The 21,489-nt window shown below is 70.0% G+C and carries 17 protein-coding genes; 10 read left to right on the top strand and 7 right to left on the bottom strand.

Features of this window, described 5'->3' with window-relative positions; translation table 11 throughout:
* Positions 1–1,171: 1,171 nt before the first annotated feature.
* From AC07DI_RS01560 to AC07DI_RS01535, 6 genes are all read right to left on the bottom strand, one after another.
* Complete coding sequence (locus AC07DI_RS01560; protein ID WP_478901453.1) at positions 1,172–1,735, bottom strand: GNAT family N-acetyltransferase; 564 nt, start codon at positions 1,733–1,735, stop codon at positions 1,172–1,174.
* Between the two features lie 163 nt (positions 1,736–1,898).
* Positions 1,899–2,933, bottom strand: a complete 1,035-nt coding sequence (locus tag AC07DI_RS01555; protein WP_478901451.1) for an ABC transporter ATP-binding protein — start codon at positions 2,931–2,933, stop codon at positions 1,899–1,901.
* Positions 2,934–2,967: 34 nt separating this feature from the next.
* Positions 2,968–3,996, bottom strand: coding sequence for an ABC transporter ATP-binding protein (locus AC07DI_RS01550; RefSeq protein ID WP_384249498.1), 1,029 nt, complete (start codon positions 3,994–3,996; stop codon positions 2,968–2,970).
* 18 nt (positions 3,997–4,014) lie between these two features.
* On the bottom strand, positions 4,015–4,995 hold the full coding sequence (locus tag AC07DI_RS01545; RefSeq protein ID WP_384249496.1) for an ABC transporter permease: 981 nt from the start codon (positions 4,993–4,995) through the stop codon (positions 4,015–4,017).
* A gap of 90 nt (positions 4,996–5,085) precedes the next feature.
* Positions 5,086–6,870, bottom strand: coding sequence for an ABC transporter substrate-binding protein (locus AC07DI_RS01540; RefSeq protein ID WP_478901449.1), 1,785 nt, complete (start codon positions 6,868–6,870; stop codon positions 5,086–5,088).
* A gap of 89 nt (positions 6,871–6,959) precedes the next feature.
* Entirely contained in the window at positions 6,960–7,985 is a 1,026-nt protein-coding gene (locus AC07DI_RS01535) for an ABC transporter permease (protein WP_384249490.1), read from the bottom strand.
* Between the two features lie 404 nt (positions 7,986–8,389).
* Between AC07DI_RS01535 and AC07DI_RS01530 the strand changes: the two genes are divergently transcribed.
* From AC07DI_RS01530 to AC07DI_RS01510, 5 genes are all read left to right on the top strand, one after another.
* Entirely contained in the window at positions 8,390–10,021 is a 1,632-nt protein-coding gene (locus AC07DI_RS01530; RefSeq protein ID WP_478901448.1) for a peptide ABC transporter substrate-binding protein, read from the top strand.
* A 70-nt stretch (positions 10,022–10,091) separates the two neighbouring features.
* On the top strand, positions 10,092–11,015 hold the full coding sequence (locus AC07DI_RS01525; protein WP_478901446.1) for an ABC transporter permease: 924 nt from the start codon (positions 10,092–10,094) through the stop codon (positions 11,013–11,015).
* Positions 11,008–11,997 carry an ABC transporter permease gene (locus AC07DI_RS01520; RefSeq protein ID WP_384249482.1) on the top strand — a complete coding sequence of 330 codons (990 nt, stop codon included), beginning with the start codon at positions 11,008–11,010 and terminating at the stop codon, positions 11,995–11,997. Before AC07DI_RS01525 ends, AC07DI_RS01520 begins: the two co-directional genes overlap by 8 nt.
* 6 nt (positions 11,998–12,003) lie before the next feature.
* Complete coding sequence (locus AC07DI_RS01515) at positions 12,004–13,050, top strand: ABC transporter ATP-binding protein (RefSeq protein ID WP_478901444.1); 1,047 nt, start codon at positions 12,004–12,006, stop codon at positions 13,048–13,050.
* On the top strand, positions 13,037–14,098 hold the full coding sequence (locus tag AC07DI_RS01510) for an ABC transporter ATP-binding protein (protein WP_478901443.1): 1,062 nt from the start codon (positions 13,037–13,039) through the stop codon (positions 14,096–14,098). The genes AC07DI_RS01515 and AC07DI_RS01510 overlap by 14 nt, the downstream gene beginning before the upstream one ends.
* 15 nt (positions 14,099–14,113) lie before the next feature.
* Here the strand turns inward: AC07DI_RS01510 and AC07DI_RS01505 are convergent, their stop codons facing one another.
* Positions 14,114–16,291 carry a S9 family peptidase gene (locus tag AC07DI_RS01505; RefSeq protein WP_478901442.1) on the bottom strand — a complete coding sequence of 726 codons (2,178 nt, stop codon included), beginning with the start codon at positions 16,289–16,291 and terminating at the stop codon, positions 14,114–14,116.
* 147 nt (positions 16,292–16,438) lie between these two features.
* On the opposite strand from AC07DI_RS01505, the gene AC07DI_RS01500 reads away from it, so the two are divergent.
* From AC07DI_RS01500 to AC07DI_RS01480, 5 genes are all read left to right on the top strand, one after another.
* Complete coding sequence (locus AC07DI_RS01500; protein WP_362996229.1) at positions 16,439–16,633, top strand: hypothetical protein; 195 nt, start codon at positions 16,439–16,441, stop codon at positions 16,631–16,633.
* Between the two features lie 24 nt (positions 16,634–16,657).
* The gene (gene mshB / locus AC07DI_RS01495) at positions 16,658–17,590 is read left to right on the top strand and encodes an N-acetyl-1-D-myo-inositol-2-amino-2-deoxy-alpha-D-glucopyranoside deacetylase (protein ID WP_384249472.1); all 933 of its coding nucleotides are present in this window, start codon (positions 16,658–16,660) and stop codon (positions 17,588–17,590) included.
* Positions 17,591–17,652: 62 nt separating this feature from the next.
* Entirely contained in the window at positions 17,653–18,090 is a 438-nt protein-coding gene (locus AC07DI_RS01490; RefSeq protein ID WP_478901717.1) for a DUF6113 family protein, read from the top strand.
* Between the two features lie 165 nt (positions 18,091–18,255).
* The gene (locus AC07DI_RS01485) at positions 18,256–20,400 is read left to right on the top strand and encodes a hypothetical protein (RefSeq protein ID WP_478901440.1); all 2,145 of its coding nucleotides are present in this window, start codon (positions 18,256–18,258) and stop codon (positions 20,398–20,400) included.
* Between the two features lie 144 nt (positions 20,401–20,544).
* Positions 20,545–21,486 carry an ABC transporter ATP-binding protein gene (locus tag AC07DI_RS01480; RefSeq protein ID WP_384249468.1) on the top strand — a complete coding sequence of 314 codons (942 nt, stop codon included), beginning with the start codon at positions 20,545–20,547 and terminating at the stop codon, positions 21,484–21,486.
* The last annotated feature ends 3 nt before the right edge of the window (positions 21,487–21,489 follow it).

The following is a 21,489-nucleotide window of genomic DNA, read 5'->3' as shown; positions in this document are numbered from 1 at the left end:
CTTGACTCCCGCCCCTGCACCGCACGCAGACTTCGACCCGGACGGCCAGGGGTGGGGCCGACGGAGGGGCCCACTGGGTCATTCCCTTTCATCGCCGGGTGCGGACCGGTCCATCGTGGGCGCGGGCCAGGGTCCCGGCTCGGCCGCCCGCGCGGCCCCGCCGCTCGGGTCATCGGCTCTCGGTGCCGGGTGCGGACCGGTCCATCGCGGGCGGCCGTCACGGTCAATGTGCTGGGCAAGCCCGCCCAAGCCCGTCTCCCCCGGGCACCTACTTTGGGAAAGTTGCGAACGGGCAGACCGCGCGCCCCCCTTCGCAACCAATGCGCCGCCCGGCCAGGAGAGACCGAAAGGGAGAGACCGCCCCCCGGGCACCTACTTTCGCCAAGTTGCGAAGGAGGAGACCGCGCGCCCCCCTTTCACAACCAATGCGCCGCCCGGCGGGAGAGACCAGACGGTGAGAGGCCGTCGCTCGGGCACCTACTTTGGGAAAGTTGCGAATACGTTCGCCGCACGCCCCCCGCGCACGCTCAACACGCCCCCGGGAACCGGAACTCCTGCGGCAAAATCCCGCCATAGATGGCCATGCCGGAGGGCGCGCGGGGTGTGGCAGAGGGGCGCGCGGCCCTTCCATTCGCAACTTTCCCAAAGTAGGTGCCCGGGGGCGGCGGGTCCGGTGTCCTGCCACGCTCCCACCACCCCGGGCACGCCACATTGAGCCGGTCCGCACCCGGCAGCGCAAGCCGATGACCCGAGCAGCGAAGCCGGGCCCCTACCGAGCCGGGACCCTCACCCGCGCCCACGATGGGCCGGTCGGCACCCGGCCGCGAGAGCCGATGACCCGGGCGGCGAAGCCGGAAACGGACGGCCGAGCCGGAACCCTGCCCCGCGCCCACGATGGGCCGGTCCGCACTCGGCAGTGAAAGGGGATGACCCATCCAGGGAATCCCGCAGCCCCCACCCCTGGCCGTCCGGCTCAAGGAAGACTTGCGGTGGAGGGGCGGGAGTCAAGGGTGGAGCGGAGCGGAATCGGCGGAGCCGACGCGACGCAGGAGCGCCCTTTACTGCCGGCCCGGAGCCGCCACACTCCGCAAAAAACCGGGCGGCCCCGCCCACCGTCAAAGATGCAGCCCCACCGAAGTTCCCGCCGCTCCGTCAAGGCGGAACGGGGCGGTCACATGGGAAGTGACCGCAGCCGCACCGGCCCCCCGGGCCACCGCGCGTCCTCCCGCAGCGGTGTCACCATCGTCCGCAGGGGCATGGTCACCACGCGGCCCCCGGGCTGTTCGACCTGTACGTCCTCGTCGAGCGCGTGCCAGCCCAGCCTCTCGTACAGCGTGACGAGCGGGGGGGGGCGGCAGAAGAGCAGGGCGTGGGGTGGGCCCAGGGTGCGGGCGTGGGAGAGGGCCGTGGTGAGGACCTCGCGGGCCAGGCCCCGGCCGCGTACGTCGGGGGCGACCGCCACACCGCCGACCCCGATGACCTCCAGGTCGGTCCCGTCGACCGACAGGGGCAGGCGTCGCAGGCCTGCGTGGGCCACGAGTCGGCCCTCGTGACGTATGCCGAAGTGTTCCTCCTTCGGCAGCCAGGCCAGACCGGTCTCCGCGACACCGAAGGGGTCGTCGCCGGCACCCAGGATCTCGTCCTGCTCGGTCTTCGTGTACCGGGTGAGCCGGACCGCGCTCGGCCGGTCGGATGTGTGGCGTGCGCTGCGGTGTGTGCTGTGGTGTGTGCTCATCTCCGCATGGTGGCCCAGGGGAGTCCCGCACCGTACGGCAGCCCCGGAACCGGCCGCGCCCCGCTCGGGTCAAGGGGGAGGGCGGGCCGGTTCCGGTGAGCGGGGGCTCTGCCCGGAGGGGTGGGCGGGGCTCCGGTCGGAGATCGGAGGAGTGGGTCCTTGGTCAGAGCGACTTGCGCGCCGACGGGACCACCAATTCAGCCGGTGCCTCCGGGTGGTGGCACGCCGTCAGGTGGCCCTCGCGGTTGCCGTCGATGCGGACCAGCGGGGGTGTTTCCGTCGCGCACTTGTCCGTCGCCTTCCAGCAGCGGGTGCGGAAGCGGCAGCCGGAGGGCGGGTTGACGGGGGAGGGGACGTCGCCGGTGAGGAGGATGCGTTCGCGGCGCGGGACGTCGTCCGGGGTGGCCTCGGGGACCGCCGACAGGAGCGCGCGGGTGTAGGGGTGGCGCGGGTTCCCGTACAGGCTCTCGCGGTCGGCGATCTCCACGATCCGGCCGAGGTACATCACGGCGACCCGCTGCGAGAAGTGGCGTACCACCGCGAGGTCGTGGGCGATGAAGAGGAACGCGATCCCCAGGTCTCTCTGCAGTTGCTGGAGCAGGTTCACCACCTGCGCCTGGATGGAGACGTCGAGGGCCGAGACCGGTTCGTCGGCCACGATCAGCTTGGGTTCGAGGGCGAGCGCGCGGGCCACGCCGATGCGCTGGCGCTGGCCGCCCGAGAACTCGTGCGGGAAGCGGTTGTAGTGCTCGGGGTTGAGGCCGACGGTCTCCAGGAGTTCGCGGACGCGGGCCTCCCTGCCGTTCGGCGGCTCGATGCCGTTGACCTCCATCGGACCCGAGATGATCTTGCCGACGGTCTGGCGCGGGTTCAGCGACGCGTACGGGTCCTGGAAGATCATCTGGATCTCGGAGCGGACCGGCGCCAGCTGCTTGCGCGAGGCGTGCGTGATGTCCTGGCCCCGGTAGGAGATTTTGCCGCCGGTGGGCTCCAGGAGGCGCGTGATCAGGCGGCCCGTCGTCGACTTGCCGCAGCCGGACTCGCCGACCAGGCCCACGCTCTCGCCCTGGGCGACGGTGAAGTCCAGGCCGTCGACCGCCTGCACGGCGCCGATCCTGCGCCGGAACGGGAAGCCGCCCATGACCGGGAAGTGCTTGGTCAGCCCGCTGACGTCCAGGAGGGGAGTGCTGTCGCTCATCGTGGTCAAATCCCGTCTCGTGTACGTCAGTACGTCAGTCGGTGCGCGTCGTCGCGAAGTCCACGAAGAACTCCGCGCGCTGCTCGGCCGTGAGGTGGCAGGCCGCGCCCCGGCCGTCGGTCAGTTCGAGGAGCGGCTGCTCGCCCGCGCAGCGCCCGTCCCCGACCTGCTCGGTGAACGCGCACCGGGGGTGGAAGCGGCAGCCGGAGGGCGGGTTGAGCAGGCTGGGCGGCGTACCCGGGATGGGTGAGAGCGGCACGTCCACCGGGCCCTCCAGGGACGGCATCGAGCCGAGCAGCCCCCAGGTGTAGGGGTGTTGCGGGGCGCGCAGCACTTCCTTCTTGGTGCCGCGCTCCACGCACCGCCCCCCGTACATCACCAGGACGTCGTCCGCGATGTCGGCGATCACGCCGAGGTCGTGGGTGATGAAGATGATCGCCGTGCCGAACTCCTGCTGGAGGTCTTTGAGGAGGTCCATGATCTGCGCCTGGACCGTCACGTCGAGCGCCGTGGTCGGCTCGTCGGCGATCAGCAGCGCCGGGTTGCAGACCAGTGACATGGCGATCATCGCGCGCTGGCGCATACCGCCGGAGAACTGGTGCGGATAGTCGTCCACACGAAGGTCGGGCTGGGGGATGCCGACCTTCTTGAGCATCTCGACCGAGCGGTCCCGCGCCTCCTTCTTGGAGGCGCCGGTGTGCTTGCGGAACGTCTCGCCGATCTGCCGGCCGATGGTGTGGTACGGGGAGAGGGAGGCCAGCGCGTCCTGGAAGATCATCGCCATCTTGTTGCCGCGCAACCGTTCCAGCTCGCGCTCGGTGGCGGTGAGGAGCTCCTGGCCGTCGAGGAGGATCTCGCCGTCGATGGCGGTGCTGTCCTTGTGGTGCAGGCCGAGGATGGCGAGGTTCGTGACCGACTTGCCGGAGCCGGACTCGCCGACGATGCCGAGGGTCCTGCCCTTCTCCAGGTCGAAGTCGAGGCCGTCGACGGCCTTGACCATGCCGTCCTCGGTGGAGAAGTGGACGCGCAGGTCGCGTACGGACAGGAAGGGGGTGGTGCTCATCAGATCTCTCCCTGAGCCCTAGGACAGCCGCACGCGCGGGTCGATCAGCGCGTACAGGGCGTCGACGACGATGTTGAAGATGACGATCGCGGTGGCCGCCACCAGGACCACGCCGAGCAGCAGCGGCAGGTCGCTCGTGTCGACCGCCTTCACGGACAGCTCACCGATGCCGTGCAGGGCGAAGGTCTTCTCGGTGATGATCGCGCCGCCGAGCAGGACGCCGATGTCGAGGCCGAAGATGGTGACGATCGGGCCCATCGCGCCGCGCCAGGCGAAGCGGAAGAAGACCGTACGGCGTGAGAGTCCCTTGGCCCGCGCGGTGCGGACGTAGTCCTCGTTCATCGTCTCGACCAGCTGCGAGCGGGCCATGCGCGTGTAGTTCGCGGTGAAGATGAGCGCGAGCACGAGCCAGGGGATCAGCAGCCCGGAGAACCACTGCGCGGGATTCTCGGTGATCGGGGTGTACGCGGGCCGGTCGAGGAGGTGCATCTGGTCGGTGAGGACGTACACGGCGAAGACACCGACGACGTAGATCTGCATCGAGGACGCGATGAGCGACGCGGACGAGGCGATCTTGTCGACCGCCTTGCCCTGCTTGAGGGCGGCCAGCATGCCGGTGCCCACGCCGAGGACGACGAAGACGACGGCGGCGCCCATCGAGAGCGAGACGGTGGTGGGGAAGCGGTCCAGGATGGTGGCGAGGACGGGTTCCCGGTTGCGGAACGAGTAGCCGAGGCAGGGCGCGTCGCAGAAGCCGTACGTGTCGTAGTCACGGCCGACGAAGACGCCCTCGAACCAGTGCCAGAACTGCACCGGCAGCGGATCGGCGATCCCCAGGTTGTGCTTCACCAGCGCCAGCGTGTCGGGCGGGCAGACCTTGCCGCAGGCCAGGCGCGCGGGGTCGCGCGGAGCGGCGTAGAAGAGAAGGAAGACGATCGCGCTGATGATCAGCAGGATTACCGCGCCGCCGATGACGCGGCGGAAGAGGAAGCGGAGCATGGCAGTTGGGGTTCCTGACCTGACGGATGCCGTGCGGGAGGGGAAGGGCTGGGGCGGGCCCCGTGAGCGGGGCCCGCCCGGGGGCGTTCGTCAGCCCTTGACGTACGTCTTGTGGAGCATCGTCGCGGCGAACTGCGGGTCGTGGATGGCGCCGCCGACCTTGGAACCGTGCAGGTACCAACGGCGCTGGTAGGTCTCCGGGATGATCGGCACGACCTCCTTCATGATCCGCCGGTCGAGCGCGGCCCAGGCCTTGCCGGCCTCCTTCGGGTCCGCGATGACGGCGTTCTTCTTGATCGCCTCGTTGATCCAGGGGACGTCGCACTGGGAGACGTTGTTCTGGCCGTCACCGATCGCCGCGCCGTCGAACAGCGGCTGCATCAGGGTGTAGGCGGTCGGCCAGTCCGGGGACCAGCCGAACCACATCACGTCGAACTTGTTGTCCAGGCGCTGGGCCTGGTCGTAGAAGTCCGTCGAGTTGAGCGGCTTGATGACCGGCTCGAACCCGGCGGCCTTCAGGTTCTTCTCGATGACGATCTTGGTCTTGTCGTACGTGGGGCGCCGCGGGAAGGCGTACACGATCTTCGTGCCGAGCTTGCCGGCCTTCTTCAGGATCTCGTGGGCCCGCTTCACGTCGCCCTGCGGCTTGTCCAGCTTGCCGTAGAGGTCGAACTTCTCGCGGCCCAGGATGTCGGGGCTGAGGATCGTCGTCGCGTAGTCGCCCGCGGTGGCGCCGCCGTAGATCTTGCGGCTCTGCTCCAGGGGCCAGGCGATGAGGAGGGCCTTGCGCACCTCGACGTCGGTGACGCGCTTCATGTTGATGGCGAAGTAGTAGGTGCCCGAGGAGAGGCCGTTGAAGCTGCGCTTCTTGATGTCCGGCGTGGTGAGCACCTTCTGCATGCGCTCGGCCGGGATCGGCTCGTAGAGGGCGACCATCTGCTGGTCCTTGCCCTGGTCCGCGATGAAGCGGTCGCAGGACTCGGGGCCTGTCGGCCCGAACTCGAACTCGAAGGTGTCCGGGTAGGCGTTGCGGATCGGGTCGGTCTTGGGGTCCCAGTGCTTGTTGCGCGTCAGCGTCATCGACTTGTCGATGGAGCGGTGCTTGACGATGTAGGGGCCGCTGGAGAAGGGCGCCTTGTCGTACTTCTCCTTGGTGTCGTGCTTCACGGGCGTGGCCGCGTACGTGTGCATGGCCAGCGTGAAGTTGAACTCCGGGCGCGACTCCTTCAGGTGGAAGGTGATCGTCTTCTTCGCCTTGTCGGTGACGATCGAGTCCAGGTGCTTGCCCTTGTACGGGCCCTCGTACGCGTCACGCCACTTGGCGCCCTTGCCGGTCAGCGCCTGCTGGACGTAGATGGCGCCCTCGGTGATGAAGGGGGCCCAGCCGCGCTCGAAGCCGTGCCGGACGTCGTCGACCGTGAGCTCGCTGCCGTCCTGCCACTTCAGGCCGTCCTTCAGCGTGAAGGTCCAGGTCTTGTTGTTGTCGGAGGCCGTGCCGGTGTCGGTGGCGAGGTCGCCGACGAGGATCTGGTGGCCCTCCATGTCGGTCTGGTAGCCGGTGAGGCAGCGCGCGAAGAGGTTGGCGATGGAGGAGTTGTACGCGAAGTAGATGCGCTGCGGGTCCATGTGCGAGACGTCGTCCTCGGCGACGCCGTAGATCGTGCCGCCCTTCTTCCCGCCCGGCACCGCGGGCGCGGGTCCGGTCGAATCCTCCTTGGAGCCGATCTTCACGGTCGCGTTCGTGTACTCCGTGGCCCCGCCGTGCGAACCGCCCCCGCCCCCGCCCGAGTCGCCGCTGCTGCACGCGGACAGCACGAGCGAGCCGCCCGCCGCCACGGACGTCGAGATGAGGAGGTTTCTGCGTGAGATTGCCATCTGGCTACCAACCCTGAGTGAAGGAGTAGAGCGGAGGGAACGGAAGGCGGGCCGGCGGCGCCCCGTCGCGCGGGCCGGCCCGGGGCGTGTCAGCGCCGGGTCTTCGGGTCGAGCGCGTCGCGCACCGAGTCCCCGAGGAGGTTGAAGGCCACCACGAAGATCACCATGGCGAGGCCGGGGAACACCATGAAGGTGATGTCGTCCTGGTAGTACTTCGAGCCGTTCTGGATCATCACGCCCCAGTCCGGCGTCGGCTCCTCGAGACCGACGCCAAGGAAGGCGAGGCCCGCCTCGGCGGTGACGAACAGCGGCAGCAGGAGCGTCGCCTGGATCAGGATCGGCGTCCACAGGTTCGGGAGCAGTTCCTTGAAGATGATGCGCGCGGGGGAGGCGCCCGTGACCTTGGCGGCCTCCACGAACTCCCGCTCGCGCAGGGCGAGCACCTCGCCGCGCAGCAGTCGCGCCAGGGGGGCCCAGCCGAAGGCGGTCATCACGGTGATGAGGCTGGTGACGGTGAGCCACTGCGGGATCTTGTCCTCGGGGCTGACGAGCACCGAGATCATCACCGGGAAGAACGCGATGTAGAAGAGCGTCGAGGGGAAGGCGAGCAGGATGTCGATGACCCGGCCGATGAGGTAGTCCGTCTTGCCGCCGATGTACCCGGCGGTGAGGCCGATGGTGATGCCGAGCAGCGTGACGAGGACGGTCGTCGCGGTGGCGATCAGCAGCGAGTTGCGGATCCCGTAGAGGAGGAAGGTGAAGACGTCCCGGCCGAGCACCGGTTCGACGCCGAACCAGAAGCTCCCGTCGATGCCGCCGTTCGGCTTGACCGGGTAGTTGAAGTCGTTGAGCAGCCCGGGCTGGTCGAGTCCGTAGGTGTCGTACGGGTTCTTCCCGTAGACCTTCGCGATCAGCGGGGCGCAGAGCGCGACGACGAAGAAGAAGATCACCGTGCAGGCGGCGATGACGCCGGACTTGTCCCGCTTGAACCGTGTCCAGGCGAGCCGCCCCGGTGAACGGCCCTTGCTGCCGAGGCCGTTGGGAGGCAAGGGTGCGCCGGTCGTCTCGCCCAGCACTTCGAGCGTGGCGGCGGTGGCGGGGGTTGGGGAGGTCATGGCGCTCCAGGCCCGGAGGGGGACTTCAGGAATCCGCAGGACAACCAGCACCCGCGGGCTTGGCGCGACTGTGGCAAGGCGTTTCCCGCCCGGTCAATGAATCGTCAGGCGCTTTGGGCCGGTCTTGGGATCCTTGAGCATCACTTGAGCCAAGCATGGGCATGACATTGCCTTGGCGTAATCATGCGTGATGGACAAGGCCGGGCGCCGTCGGGCAAGCCGGGCAATGAGTCCGATATGCGGGCGCGAGCGTCTCGGAATACGTACATCCGGATGGCCTCCGGCGCATACGGGTGGGGTAAATGTGCGGTTCATGCCGTATGAGGCGATATTGGGCCGTGAGTGTGCCGGTTCGCCGGCACACGGGCCAGTACGGCAGGACAGCACCAGGACTGGAGGACTCCATGCGTGGAGCCACGCACGCCAAGTGGGCCGCATGTGCGGTGACGGTCGCACTCGCGGCGACGGCCTGTGGTGGCGGGGGAGGCGGCGGTGGCGGTGGCGACGGCTCCGGCATCGTGAGCTCGTCCTGGGGCGACCCGCAGAACCCGCTCGAACCGGCGAACACCAACGAGGTCCAGGGCGGCAAGATCCTCGACATGCTCTTCCGGGGTCTCAAGCGGTACGACCCGAAGACCGGCGAGGCCAAGAACATGGTCGCCGAGTCGATCGAGACCAAGGACGCGCAGAACTTCACGGTCAAGATCAAGAAGAACTGGAAGTTCAGCAACGGCGAGAAGATCACCGCCAAGTCCTTCGTCGACGCCTGGAACTACGGCGCGAACCTCAAGAACAACCAGAAGAACGCGTACTTCTTCGGCTACATCGACGGCTACGACAAGGTCCACCCCGACAAGGGCGAGGCGAGCGCCAAGACTCTCTCCGGGCTCAAGGTCACCGACGACACGACCTTCACCGTCAAGCTCAGCCAGAAGTTCTCCACCTGGCCCGACACCCTCGGCTACCCGGCCTTCGCGCCGCTGCCCAAGGCGTTCTACGACGACCACGACGCCTGGCTCTCCAAGCCCGTCGGCAACGGCCCGTACACCGTGGACTCGTACACCAAGGGCTCGAAGATGTCCCTGCGCAAGTGGGACGGGTACCCCGGGAGCGACAAGGCGCAGAACGGCGGTGTGGACATGAAGGTCTACACCGACAACAACACCGCCTACACCGACCTGATGGCCGGCAACCTCGACCTCGTCGACGACGTCCCCGCCTCGCAGCTCAAGAACGCCAAGAACGACCTCGGCGACCGCTACATCAACACCCCCGCGGGCATCATCCAGACCCTCGCGTTCCCGTTCTACGACAGCAAGTGGAGCAAGCCGGGGATGGAGAAGGTCCGCCAGGGCCTGTCCATGGCGATCAACCGCGACCAGATCACCGAGACGATCTTCCAGAAGACGCGGACGCCCGCCACCGACTGGACCTCTCCGGTGCTCGGCAAGGACGGCGGCTACCGGGACGGGCTCTGCGGCGACGCCTGCACGTACGACGCCGCCAAGGCCAGGAAGCTGGTCGAGGAGGGCGGCGGCATCCCCGGCGGCACCCTCAAGATCTCGTACAACGCGGACACCGGCTCGCACAAGGAGTGGGTCGACGCCGTCTGCAACTCCATCAACAAGGCGCTCGGCAAGGACAAGGCCTGCGTCGCGAGCCCCGTCGGCACCTTCGCGGACTTCCGCAGCAAGGCCTCCAAGCAGGAGCTCGACGGCGCCTGGCGCGCGGGCTGGCAGATGGACTACCCGCTGATCCAGAACTTCCTGGAGCCGGTCTACTTCACCGACGCCCCCTCCAACGACGGCAAGTTCTCCGACAAGCAGTTCGACAAGCTCGTCAACGAGGCCAACGGCGAGACCGACACCGGCAAGGCCGTCGCCAAGTTCCAGGACGCCGAGAAGATCCTCGCCAAGAAGATGCCCGCCATCCCGCTCTGGTACCAGAACGGCAGCGCCGGCTACTCGGACAACGTCTCCGACGTCGCGCTCAACCAGTTCAGCGTGCCCGTCTACAACGAGATCAAGGTCAACTGAGACGCCGGGAGCGGCCGCCGGGCCCCCGCGAGGGCGCCCGGCGGCCGCTCCCCCTAATTCCGGAGCCACCGTGGGACGTTATGTGATCCGGCGTCTGCTGCAGATGATCCCGGTCTTCATCGGCGCCACCCTGCTGATCTTCCTGATGGTGAACGTGATGGGCGACCCCGTCGCGGGCCTGTGCGGCGACCGCAAGTGCGACCCCGCCACGGCCACCCAGCTGAAGAAGGAGTTCGGCCTCGATAAACCGGTGTGGCAGCAGTACCTGACGTACATGGGCAACCTCTTCACCGGCGACTTCGGCACCGCCTTCAACGGCCAGAAGGTCACCGAGCTGATGTCGGCCGCCTTCCCGGTCACCATCCGCCTCACCGTCGTCGCCATCGTCTTCGAGATCGTCATCGGCATCTCGCTCGGCGTCCTCACGGGCCTGCGGCGCGGGCGCCCCATCGACACCGTGGTGTTGCTGCTGACCCTCGTCGTCATCTCCATCCCCACCTTCGTCACCGGGCTCGTCCTGCAACTCCTGCTCGGCGTGCAGTGGGGCGTCATCAAACCCTCCGTGTCGAGCGAGGCGCCCTTCAACGAACTGCTGATCCCGGGACTCGTGCTCGCCTCGGTCTCCCTGGCGTACGTGACCCGCCTGACCCGCACCTCCATCGCGGAGAACCGGCGCGCCGACTACGTCCGCACCGCCGTCGCCAAGGGCCTGCCCCGGCGCCGCGTCATCACCCGGCACCTGCTGCGCAACTCACTGATCCCGGTGGTCACCTTCATCGGCACCGACGTGGGCGCGCTGATGGGCGGCGCGATCGTCACCGAGCGGATCTTCAACATCCACGGCGTCGGCTTCCAGCTCTACCAGGGGATCCTCCGCCAGAGCACCCAGACCGTCGTCGGCTTCGTGACCGTCCTCGTCCTGGTCTTCCTGGCGGCCAACCTGATCGTCGACCTGCTGTACGCCGTACTCGACCCGAGGATCCGCTATGCCTGAACCTCAGCAGCCGGAGCGCGCCATGGCCGCGACCGGCATGGGCGGCGCGATGGACCTCGCCACCAGCGAGGCCACGACCCTGGAGAAGCCGCCCGGCGGGCCGGGCGGCGGCCCCGACGGCACCGGCTCGTCGGCCCCGGCCCGCAGCCTCTGGTCCGACGCCTGGCGCGACCTGCGGCGCAACCCGGTCTTCATCATCTCGGGCCTGATCATCCTCTTCCTCGTCGTCATCTCCCTCTGGCCCTCCCTCATCGCCTCCCGCAACCCGTTGGACTGCGACCTCGCCAACGCGCAGAAGAGCTCGGCGCCCGGCCACCCCTTCGGCTTCAACGAGCAGGGCTGCGACGTCTACACCCGGGTCGTGTACGGCACCCGCGTCTCCGTCACCGTCGGCGTCTGCGCCACCCTCGGTGTCGCCCTCATCGGCAGCGCGCTCGGCGGGCTCGCCGGGTTCTTCGGCGGCGCGTGGGACGCGATCCTCTCCCGTATCACCGACATCTTCTTCGCCATCCCCGTCGTCCTCGGCGGCCTGGTGCTCCTCTCGGTGGTCACCAGCTCCACGGTCTGGCCGGTGGTCGGCTTCATGGTGCTGCTCGGCTGGCCGCAGATCTCCCGCATCGCGCGCGGCTCCGTCATCACCGCCAAACAGAACGACTACGTCCAGGCCGCGCGGGCCCTCGGCGCCTCCAACTCCCGGATGCTGCTCCGCCACATCGCGCCGAACGCCGTCGCCCCGGTGATCGTGGTGGCGACCATCGCGCTCGGCACGTACATCGCCCTGGAGGCGACGCTCTCCTACCTCGGCGTCGGCCTGAAACCGCCGACCGTCAGCTGGGGCATCGACATCTCCGCCGCCTCCCAGTACATCCGCAACGCCCCGCACATGCTGCTCTGGCCCGCCGGAGCCCTTGCGATCACCGTGCTCGCGTTCATCATGCTCGGCGACGCGGTGCGCGACGCCCTCGACCCCAAGCTGAGGTAGGCGCCCATGGCAACCGTGGCATCCGACGCGACCGGCGCGCCCGCCTCCGGGGCGCCCACCCTGCTCGAAGTACGCGACCTGCACGTGGAGTTCCGTACCAGGGACGGCGTCGCCAAGGCCGTCAACGGCGTCGACTACAGCGTCGCGGCGGGCGAGACCCTCGCCGTCCTCGGCGAGTCGGGATCCGGCAAGTCCGTGACCGCCCAGGCCCTCATGGGCATCCTCGACGTCCCGCCCGGAAGGATCACCAAGGGCGAGATCCTCTTCAAGGGCCGGGACCTGCTGAAGCTCAAGGAGGACGAGCGGCGAAAGATCCGCGGCGCGGGCATGGCGATGATCTTCCAGGACGCGCTGTCCTCCCTGAACCCGGTGCTCAGCGTCGGCGCCCAACTCGGCGAGATGTACGTCGTCCACAAGGGCATGTCACGCAAGGACGCCCGGAACAAGGCGGTCGAGCTGATGGACCGGGTGCGCATCCCGGCGGCCAGGGAGCGCGTGAACCAGTACCCGCACCAGTTCAGCGGCGGCATGCGCCAGCGCATCATGATCGCCATGGCGATGGCCCTGGAGCCCGACCTGATCATCGCCGACGAGCCGACCACCGCCCTCGACGTCACGGTCCAGGCCCAGGTCATGGACCTGCTCGCGGAGCTCCAACGCGAGCTGAACATGGGCCTGATCCTCATCACCCACGACCTCGGCGTCGTCGCCGACGTCGCCGACACCATCGCCGTCATGTACGCGGGCCGCATCGTCGAGCGCGCCCCCGTCCACGAGATCTACAAGGCGCCCGCCCACCCGTACACCCTCGGCCTGCTCGAATCCATCCCGCGCCTGGACCAGAAGGGCCAGGACCTCTACGCGATCAAGGGCCTGCCACCGAACCTCATGAACATCCCGCCCGGCTGCCCCTTCCACCCCCGCTGCCCCATGGCCCGGGACATCTGCGTGAGCGACGACCCACCGCTCGCGCGGGTGACGTACGAGGGGCTGACCGCCGAGCGCAGGAGCGCCTGCCACTTCTGGAGGGAGACGCTCGATGTCGCACGTTGAGCACGTCGGCGCCGCCATGCCCGCCGGACGCGAGCCGATCCTGCAAGTCCGCGGCCTGGTCAAGCACTACCCGCTGACCCAGGGCATCGTCTTCCGCAAACAGGTCGGCGCGGTCAAGGCCGTGGACGGCGTCGACTTCGAGCTGGCGCGGGGCGAGACGCTCGGCATCGTCGGGGAGTCCGGCTGCGGCAAGTCCACGGTCGCGAAGATGCTGGTCAACCTGGAGCGGCCGACCGCGGGCGAGATCCGCTACAAGGGCGAGGACATCACCAAGCTGTCGGGGCGTGCGCTGAAGGCGGTGCGCCGCAACATCCAGATGGTGTTCCAGGACCCGTACACCTCGCTGAATCCGCGGATGACGGTGGGTGACATCATCGGTGAGCCGTACGAGATCCACCCCGAGGTGGCTCCGAAGGGCTCGCGCCGTCAGAAGGTCCAGGACCTCCTGGACGTGGTCGGCCTGAACCCCGAGTACATCAACCGCTATCCGCACCAGTTCTCCGGCGGCCAGCGCCAGCGCATCGGCATCGCCCGCGGCCTGGCCCTCAACCCCGAGATCATCGTCGCCGACGAGCCGGTCTCGGCGCTCGACGTCTCCGTACAGGCGCAGGTCATCAACCTCCTGGAGAAGCTCCAGAACGAGTTCGACCTCTCCTACGTCTTCATCGCCCATGACCTGTCGATCGTCCGGCACATCTCCGACCGCGTCGGCGTCATGTACCTGGGACGGATCATCGAGACCGGCTCGGACGAGGAGATCTACGAGCACCCGACGCACCCCTACACGCAGGCGCTGCTCTCCGCCGTCCCCGTGCCCGACCCCGAGGCGCGCGAGCACCGTGAGCGGATCATCCTCTCCGGGGACGTGCCCTCGCCCGCCAACCCGCCCTCGGGCTGCCGCTTCCGCACCCGCTGCTGGAAGGCGCGGGAGCGGTGCGCCCTCGAAGTGCCGCTCCTCGCCGTACCGGCGGAGTTCCGGCTGCACGAGGGCCCCGCCGCGCACGACTCGGCCTGCCACTTCGCCGAGGAGAAGCAGGTCGTGCCGTAGCGGGACCCCTCGCCGCTACGGCCTCTGCATCCCCAGCGACCGCTTCAGGAAGTCGACCTGGAGCAGCAGCAGGTTCTCCGCGACCTCCTCCTGCGGCGTCATGTGCGTGACGCCGGACAGGGGCAGGACCTCGTGCGGGCGGCCCGCGGCGAGCAGCGCGGAGGAGAGCCGCAGGGAGTGCGCCACCACGACGTTGTCGTCGGCGAGGCCGTGCACGATCAGCATCGGGCGGTGCGGCTCCGCGGCCTCGACGAGACCGTCGTCCGAGACGAGGGAGCTGTGCCGGTACGTTTCCGGCGTCCGGTTCGGATCACCCAGGTACCGCTCCTCGTAGTGGGTGTCGTAGAGCCGCAGATCCGTCACCGGGGCGCCGACCACCGCCGCGTGGAACACGTCGGGGCGGCGCAGCGCGGCCATGCCGGCCAGGTAGCCGCCGTAGGACCAGCCGCGGATCGCCACCCGCTCCAGGTCGAAGGGGAACCGCTCCGCGAGCGAGTGCAGCGCGTCGACCTGGTCGGCCAGGGTCAGGGTCTTGTCGTTCTTGATCGACTTCTCCCAGCCGGGGGAGCGGCCGGGGGTGCCGCGGCCGTCCGCGACGAGGACCGCGAAGCCCTGGTCGGCGAACCACTGCGAGGTGAGGAACATGTTGTGCGCACGCTGGACGCGCTGGCCGTGCGGACCGCCGTACGGATCGAGGAGTACCGGCAGGGGCCCGTCCGTCTCCTGGTAATCCGTGGGGAGCAGGACGGCGCACGGAATCCGTCGCGTGCCCCCTTCGGTGAGCGTCACGCGCGGCGTGAGCCCCGGGCGCTGGGCGTGTGAGGCCACGGTGGCCACCGGCTTGCCCTCGCGCAGCACCTGGACCCGGGCGCCGGGGCGGTCCAGGGTGGCCGACACCAGGACGGTGAGTCCGCCCGCGCGAACCGCCGAGTGAACACCCGGCACCTTCGAGACGCGCTCCACGCCGAGTTCGTTGACGCGGTACACATGGATCTCGCCGATCTCGGGGTCGGCCGCCGCCTCGCCCGCAGACGCCGAGATCAGGACGTCTTCCTCGGTGACGTCCAGGACCGCACGCACATGCAACTGCGGTCCGGTGAGCGGCCGTTCACCCCAGGCCAGGACGCGTGCGCCGCCCTCGTCCACGATCCGCACCAGCTTGCCGCTGGGCGACCAGCACGGGACGCCGGGGAAGAGTTCCAGCCAGTCCGCGTCCTCCTCCGCGTGCACCATCCGCGTCGAACCGTCGTCCGGATCCACCGCGAGGTACAGCTGGCTGCCCTGGTCGCGGGATTGCACGAGCAACAGCGGCGCGCCGTCCGACGACCAGTGCACGCGCGCCAGGTAGGGGAAGCGCGCACGGTCCCAGACCACCTCGGTGCGCGAGCCGTCCAGGCCGAGCACGAAGAGGCGCACGTCCGCGTTGGGCGTGCCCGCGGCCGGGTACGCGATCTGCTCGGGTTCGCGGTCGGGGTGTGCGGGGTCCGCGATCCACCATCGCTGCACCGGGGCGTCGTCGACCCGCGCCACGAGCAGCCGGTCCGACGCCGGAGACCACCAGAAGCCCCGTGAACGGGCCATCTCCTCGGCCGCGATGAATTCCGCCAGCCCGTACGTGACGGTCGCCTCCTGGCCCGTCTCCGGCTCCGCGAGCGCCCGGTCGCCCGTACCGTCGGCGCCGGTCACGCGCAGCGCGCCCCGCGCCACGTACGCGACATGACGGCCGTCCGGCGAGGGGCGCGGGTCGACCACCGGGCCCTGCGCGGGCAGTTCACGCGCGGTGCCCGCCCGCAGCTCCGCCGTGAAGAGGCGGCCCGACAGCGCGAACGCCGCCAGCTCCACCGCCGCGTCCGTCGCATAGCCCACGATGCCCGCGCCGCCCTCACGGCTGCGTTCGCGCCGTGCGCGCTCCTCGGCGGACAACTGCTCGGCCGCGCCGCCGAGCAACACGTCCGGATCGGCGGCCACTCGCTCGGTGGCACCGTCCGACACGTCGAGCACCCAGAGTCTGCCCGCTCGATCGGTACTTGAGGACGAACGGAGAAAGACGACGCGCGAACCGTCGGGTGCCACGGTGAACGCACGGGGCGCGCCAAGGGTGAAACGCTGGGTGCGGGCGTGCTGACGCGGGAAGGAGAGCCGCTGTGCCGGGCTCTCGTCAGGCCTGGGAATTCCGGGGATCTCGGTGGTCATCCTCCGAGCCTAGGGCGCATGCGCCCCCCTGTGCTGCCGTGCCCCGAGTCATGCGTCCACACGGATAGTTATGATCCGTAGCGCTTGGTGGGTATGTACCTGCTGGCGTCCGCACTGGGTTACGGCAACGACTTGGAGGTGACCGCCGTGGCACTCTCGATTTCGGCGGTGGTGCTGCTGGCGATCATCGTCTTCCTGTTGGTCAAGAAGTCAGGGCTCAAAGCGGGGCACGCGGTCGTCTGTACGCTGCTCGGCTTCTACCTGGCGAGCTCGTCCATGGCGCCGACCATCAACGAGCTGACGACCAACGTGGCGGGGATGATCGGCGACATCAAGTTCTGAGCCGCGGGCTCGTAGGGTGGTCCCATGACGGAACTGCCCGCCCGACGCCTGCTGCTCGTGCACGCGCACCCCGACGACGAGTCGATCACCACCGGCGCGACCATGGCCAAGTACGCGGCCGAGGGAGCCCATGTCACGTTGGTGACCTGCACGCTCGGCGAGGAGGGCGAGGTCATCCCGGCCGAGCTCGCCCATCTCGCCGCCGACCGCGAGGACTCCCTGGGCGCCGAGCGCATCGGGGAGCTCGCCGCCGCGATGAAGGCGCTCGGCGTCAGCGACCACCGCTTCCTCGGCGGCACCGGGCGCTACCGCGACTCCGGGATGATGGGCGTCGAGCAGAACCACCGGCCCGGCGCCTTCTGGTCGGCCGACCCCGACGACGCGGCCGCGCACCTCGTCGAGGTGATCCGCGAGGTGCGCCCGCAGGTCCTCGTCACCTACGACCCCGACGGCGGGTACGGCCACCCCGACCACATCCAGGCGCACCGCGTCGCCATGCGCGCCGCCGACCTCGCCGCCGAGCCCGCCTTCCGCGCCGACCTCGGCGAGCCCCACACCATCGGCAAGATCTACTGGAACCGCGCCCCGCGGTCCGTGGTCGAGGAGCGCTTCCGGTGGATGTCGGGGGCGCTGCGGCACTCGCCGTTCGGCACGCCCGCCGTCGTCGAGGACGTGCCCGGCGTCACGGACGACGAGCGGATCACGACGGAGATCGACGGCCGTCCCTACAAGGCGGCCAAGGCGGCGGCGATGGCGGCCCACGTCACCCAGATCACGGTGAGCGGCCCGCTCTTCGTCCTCTCCAACCAGCTCGCGCAGCCGATTTTCGAGGTGGAGTACTACGAGCTGGTGCGGGGAGAAGTCTCCCCAGCGCCCGCGGAGGGAACGGCCCGCGAGACGGATCTCTTCGCGGGTCTCGAAAGGGTGACGGATGTGGCTGAGGTGACCGGGCTGTGAGTACGCGATCCCGTGCGTCGTCGGGGGCCGGTTCGGGCGCGCCCAAGAAGTCCGCCGCGCCGGTGCGGAGCGCCGCCCCGGCGTCCGGCGCGGGCGCCGCGGCGCCCGCGGGCAGCTTCCTCGCGCAGCCCCTGCGGCCGGGGCGACTTGCCGCCTATGTCGGACTCTTCGTGCTCGGCGCCGTCGTCGGCGTCGCCGGCGCGCTCGTCCAGGGCGGATCCTTCCCCGCCGGGCTGCTGCTCGCGCTCGTCGGGGCGGCGGGCCTCTTCTACGGCGGGTCCCGGGCGACCGGCACCAGAGCGGGCGCCGTCGCGCCCGCCGCCGGCTGGCTGGCCGCGGTGATGCTGCTCACCGCCACCAGACCCGAGGGCGACTTCCTCTTCGGCGCGGGACTCGCCTCGTACGGCTACCTGCTCGGCGGAATGGCCGTGGCTGTGATGTGTGCCACGCTCGGCCAGGTGTCGCAACCGAGCGGTTACGCCGCCCGACTTGGCAAGTGACGTACCACTTCGGACCGTGTTCCGCACGGGTTTGACGCCGGTCACAGGATGAGTATCGACGGCGGCCAGTATGGTGGTGCGGCCGCCGAGCCTCCCCAACCTCCGGCCGGGGGGGACCCCGGACGAGGTCGAGACGGGCGGCGGAGTCAACCAGGAGAACCTGCCTTGAGTCGTGAAACTGACAGTTCGTCCTCCGGCCCCCAGGGGCGCGGTGGAGCCGCATACCCCTCGGGGACGCCGCCCTACGGCTCCCCGGCCCAGGGCGCCGGCGCCGACGGCGACACGGACGGAGTGCGGCGGCAGGCCGCCGATGAGCGGCCCGAAGAGCCCGAGACCCAGACCACGCTGACCACCCGCGTCCGGATCAACATCCCCGGCTCGCGGCCCATCCCGCCGGTCGTCATGCGCACGCCCGTCGCCGACGACGGCGCGCGCGGGGACTCCTCGGCCGCGGACGACACCGGCCGCCGCGACAGTGCCGCGCCGGGTGTCCACGGTGCGGGCGACCCGGGCGGGGCGACGGGCGCCGGAGCCCCGGCCGCTCCCGGGGGCGGCTTCGGTGCGGGCTCCGGCGGTGGTTCCGGTTCCGGGGCCGGGTCGGGTTCCGCTTCGGGTTCGGGCGACGGCGGTACGGGAGGTTCCGCGGCGGCCGATGAGAAGACGAGTGACTGGTTCGCGCCGCGCAGGCCTGCCAGGGGCGAGGGCGGTCAGGGCGCGGGAGCGTCCGGGGCGAACGGGACCGCGGGTTCCGGCGGTTCCGCTCCTTCCGGCCCCGGTGTTCACGGCTCCGGTGGTCCGCTGCCGAACGGTTCCGGTACGGGCTCCTTCGACGTCACGGGCGCGGTGGCGTCCGGCCCCCTCGGTGCGGGTGCCCCGCAGGGCGGCGACGCGCAGCGCGGCGACCTGCCGTACTTCTCGCCGGGCACGGGCGGCTCCGGGGACTCCCGGCATCCGGCGGGCCCGACCGGCGGCCCGGTCACCGGCGACAGCCCTGTGGCGTCTCCCGCCCCGGGGGCCCGCCCCTCCGCTCCCGGTGCTCCCGGCGGCCCCGCCAACTCGGCCGGACGGCCCCCGCGTTCCGGTGCCATGAGCGACGACACCGCGATCCTCACGCCGCAGAAGGGGGGTGGCCCGGTCGCGCCGCCCGGTGGCTCGGTGCCCGGCAGCTCCGTGCCCGGTGGCAACGTCTCCGGTGAGACGCTCACCAGCGGCATCCCCGTCGTCCCGCCCGCGCAGGACAACTCGCCGTTCCCGTCCGGGCCGCAGGGCGAAGGACCGGTGCCGCACACCCCGCCGAAGCTGCCCGACCCGGTGCGCTCGGACGTCCCGCCCGCCACGCCCGCGCCGAAGAAGGCGAAGAAGAAGGGCCGCAGCAAGCTGGTCCTCCTCGCCGTCGCCGTGGTCGTCGTGGGCTGCGGCGCGTACGGCGCGGGCCTGTTGATGAACCACGCGGACGTCCCGAAGGGCACCACCGTGCTCGGCGTCGACATCGGCGGCGGCACCCGCGACGAGGCCGTCAAGAAGCTCGACGACGCCATCGGCGCGCGCGTCACCAAGCCCCTGAAGCTCTCGGTGGGCGGCGAGCCGGTCACGCTCAAGCCGGACCAGGCGGGCCTGACCCTCGACAGCCAGGCCACCGTCCGCGAGGCCGCGGGCAGCGACTACAACCCCGTCTCCGTGATCGGTTCGCTCTTCGGCGGCCAACGGGTCGTCGAGCCCGTTATGCCCGTCGACGAGGAGAAGCTCGCGGCCGCCCTCGAACGCGCGGCGGGCGACTCGGGCACGGCGAAGGAGGGCACGGTCAAGTTCGTGCCCGGCAAGGCCGTTCCGGTCTACGGGAAGGTCGGCAAGGGCATCGACCCGCAGGCCTCGACCACGGCCGTCGCCGACGCGTACAAGAAGCAGGTCGAGACGGGCGGCACGAGCGCGGTCCAGATCCCGGTCACCACGCGCAAGCCGACGGTCTCCAAGGCCGAGGTCGACAAGTTCATGACGAACTTCGCGAAGCCTGCCATGTCCGCCAACGTCACGGTCAAGGCGGGCGCCAAGTCGATCCCGTTCGGCCCGGCCAGGTCGCTGCCGAAGATCCTCGAGACGCGGGTCCTCAAGGACGGCACGCTCCAGGTGCACTACAACCTCGAAGAGCTCCGCAAGCTGTACGGCAACGTCTTCGACGGCGTACTGATCCAGCGCGGCAACGGCGACAAGACGCCGGTCCAGCCGACGGACGTCGCCCAGGCGATGGGCAAGGCGCTGATCGGCAAGACGCCCGCGGAGCGGATCGGCGTGATCGAGACGAACGCGAGCTGACCGGCGTACGTTCCGCGACGCCACGCAAGACCCGGAAGGCCGGCAGGTGACGATCCTGCCGGCCTTCCCCATGACATCTGTCATCCCGGAGACACCACAACCGACACTGCCGCCACCACCTGCGGTTTTGTGACGATGGCGGACATGACGACGACCACAGCACCGCCCGGCGTCGCGGCCACCACCGCCGTGACCTTCGAGCGGGTCTCCAAGAGCTACGGCGATGTCCGCGCAGTCGACGGCCTGACCCTCGACCTCCGGCCGGGCGAGACCGTGGCGCTCCTCGGGCCGAACGGCGCGGGCAAGTCCTCCACCCTCGACCTGCTGCTCGGCCTCAAGCGCCCCGACAGCGGCACCGTACGCGTCTTCGGGGCGGAGCCGAGCGAGGCGATCGCCGCGGGCCGGGTCGGCGCCATGCTGCAGAGCGGCGGCCTGATGGGCGAGGTCACCGTCCGCGAACTGGTGACCCTCGGCTGCGATCTGCACCCGCGGCCGCACCGCGTGAACGACGTGCTCGCCCGTGCGGGCATCACCCAGATCGCGGACCGCAAGGTCGACAAGCTCTCCGGCGGCCAGGAGCAGCGCGTCCGCTTCGCGCTCGCCACCGCCGGCGCCAACGACCTGATCGTGCTCGACGAGCCGACCACCGGCATGGACGTCACCGCCCGCCAGGCGTTCTGGGCCACCATGCGGGAGCAGGCGGACCAGGGCCGCGCGGTCCTGTTCGCCACGCACTACCTGGAGGAGGCCGACGCGATCGCCGACCGCGTCCTCGTCCTGCACCGCGGCCGGCTCCTCGCGGACGGCACCGCCGCCGAGATCAAGGCGAAGGCGGGCGCCCGCAAGGTCGCCTTCGACCTGCCGGACCTCGACGAGGCGCTCACCGGGCGGCTCCGCTCGCTGCCCTGCCTGACCACCCTGGACGTCTCGGGCCACACGGTCCGCCTCCAGTCCACGGACGCCGACGCCACCGTGCACGCGCTGTACGGGCTCGGTTTCTACCCCCGCAATCTCGAAGTCGCCGGGCTCGGTCTCGAGCAGGCCTTCGTGGCGATCACCGAGGCCGAGGAGGCCAGGACCGCATGAAAG

This window comes from Streptomyces sp. NPDC044106, from assembly GCF_056433985.1.
This window is presented reverse-complemented; position numbering and strand designations above follow the sequence as displayed.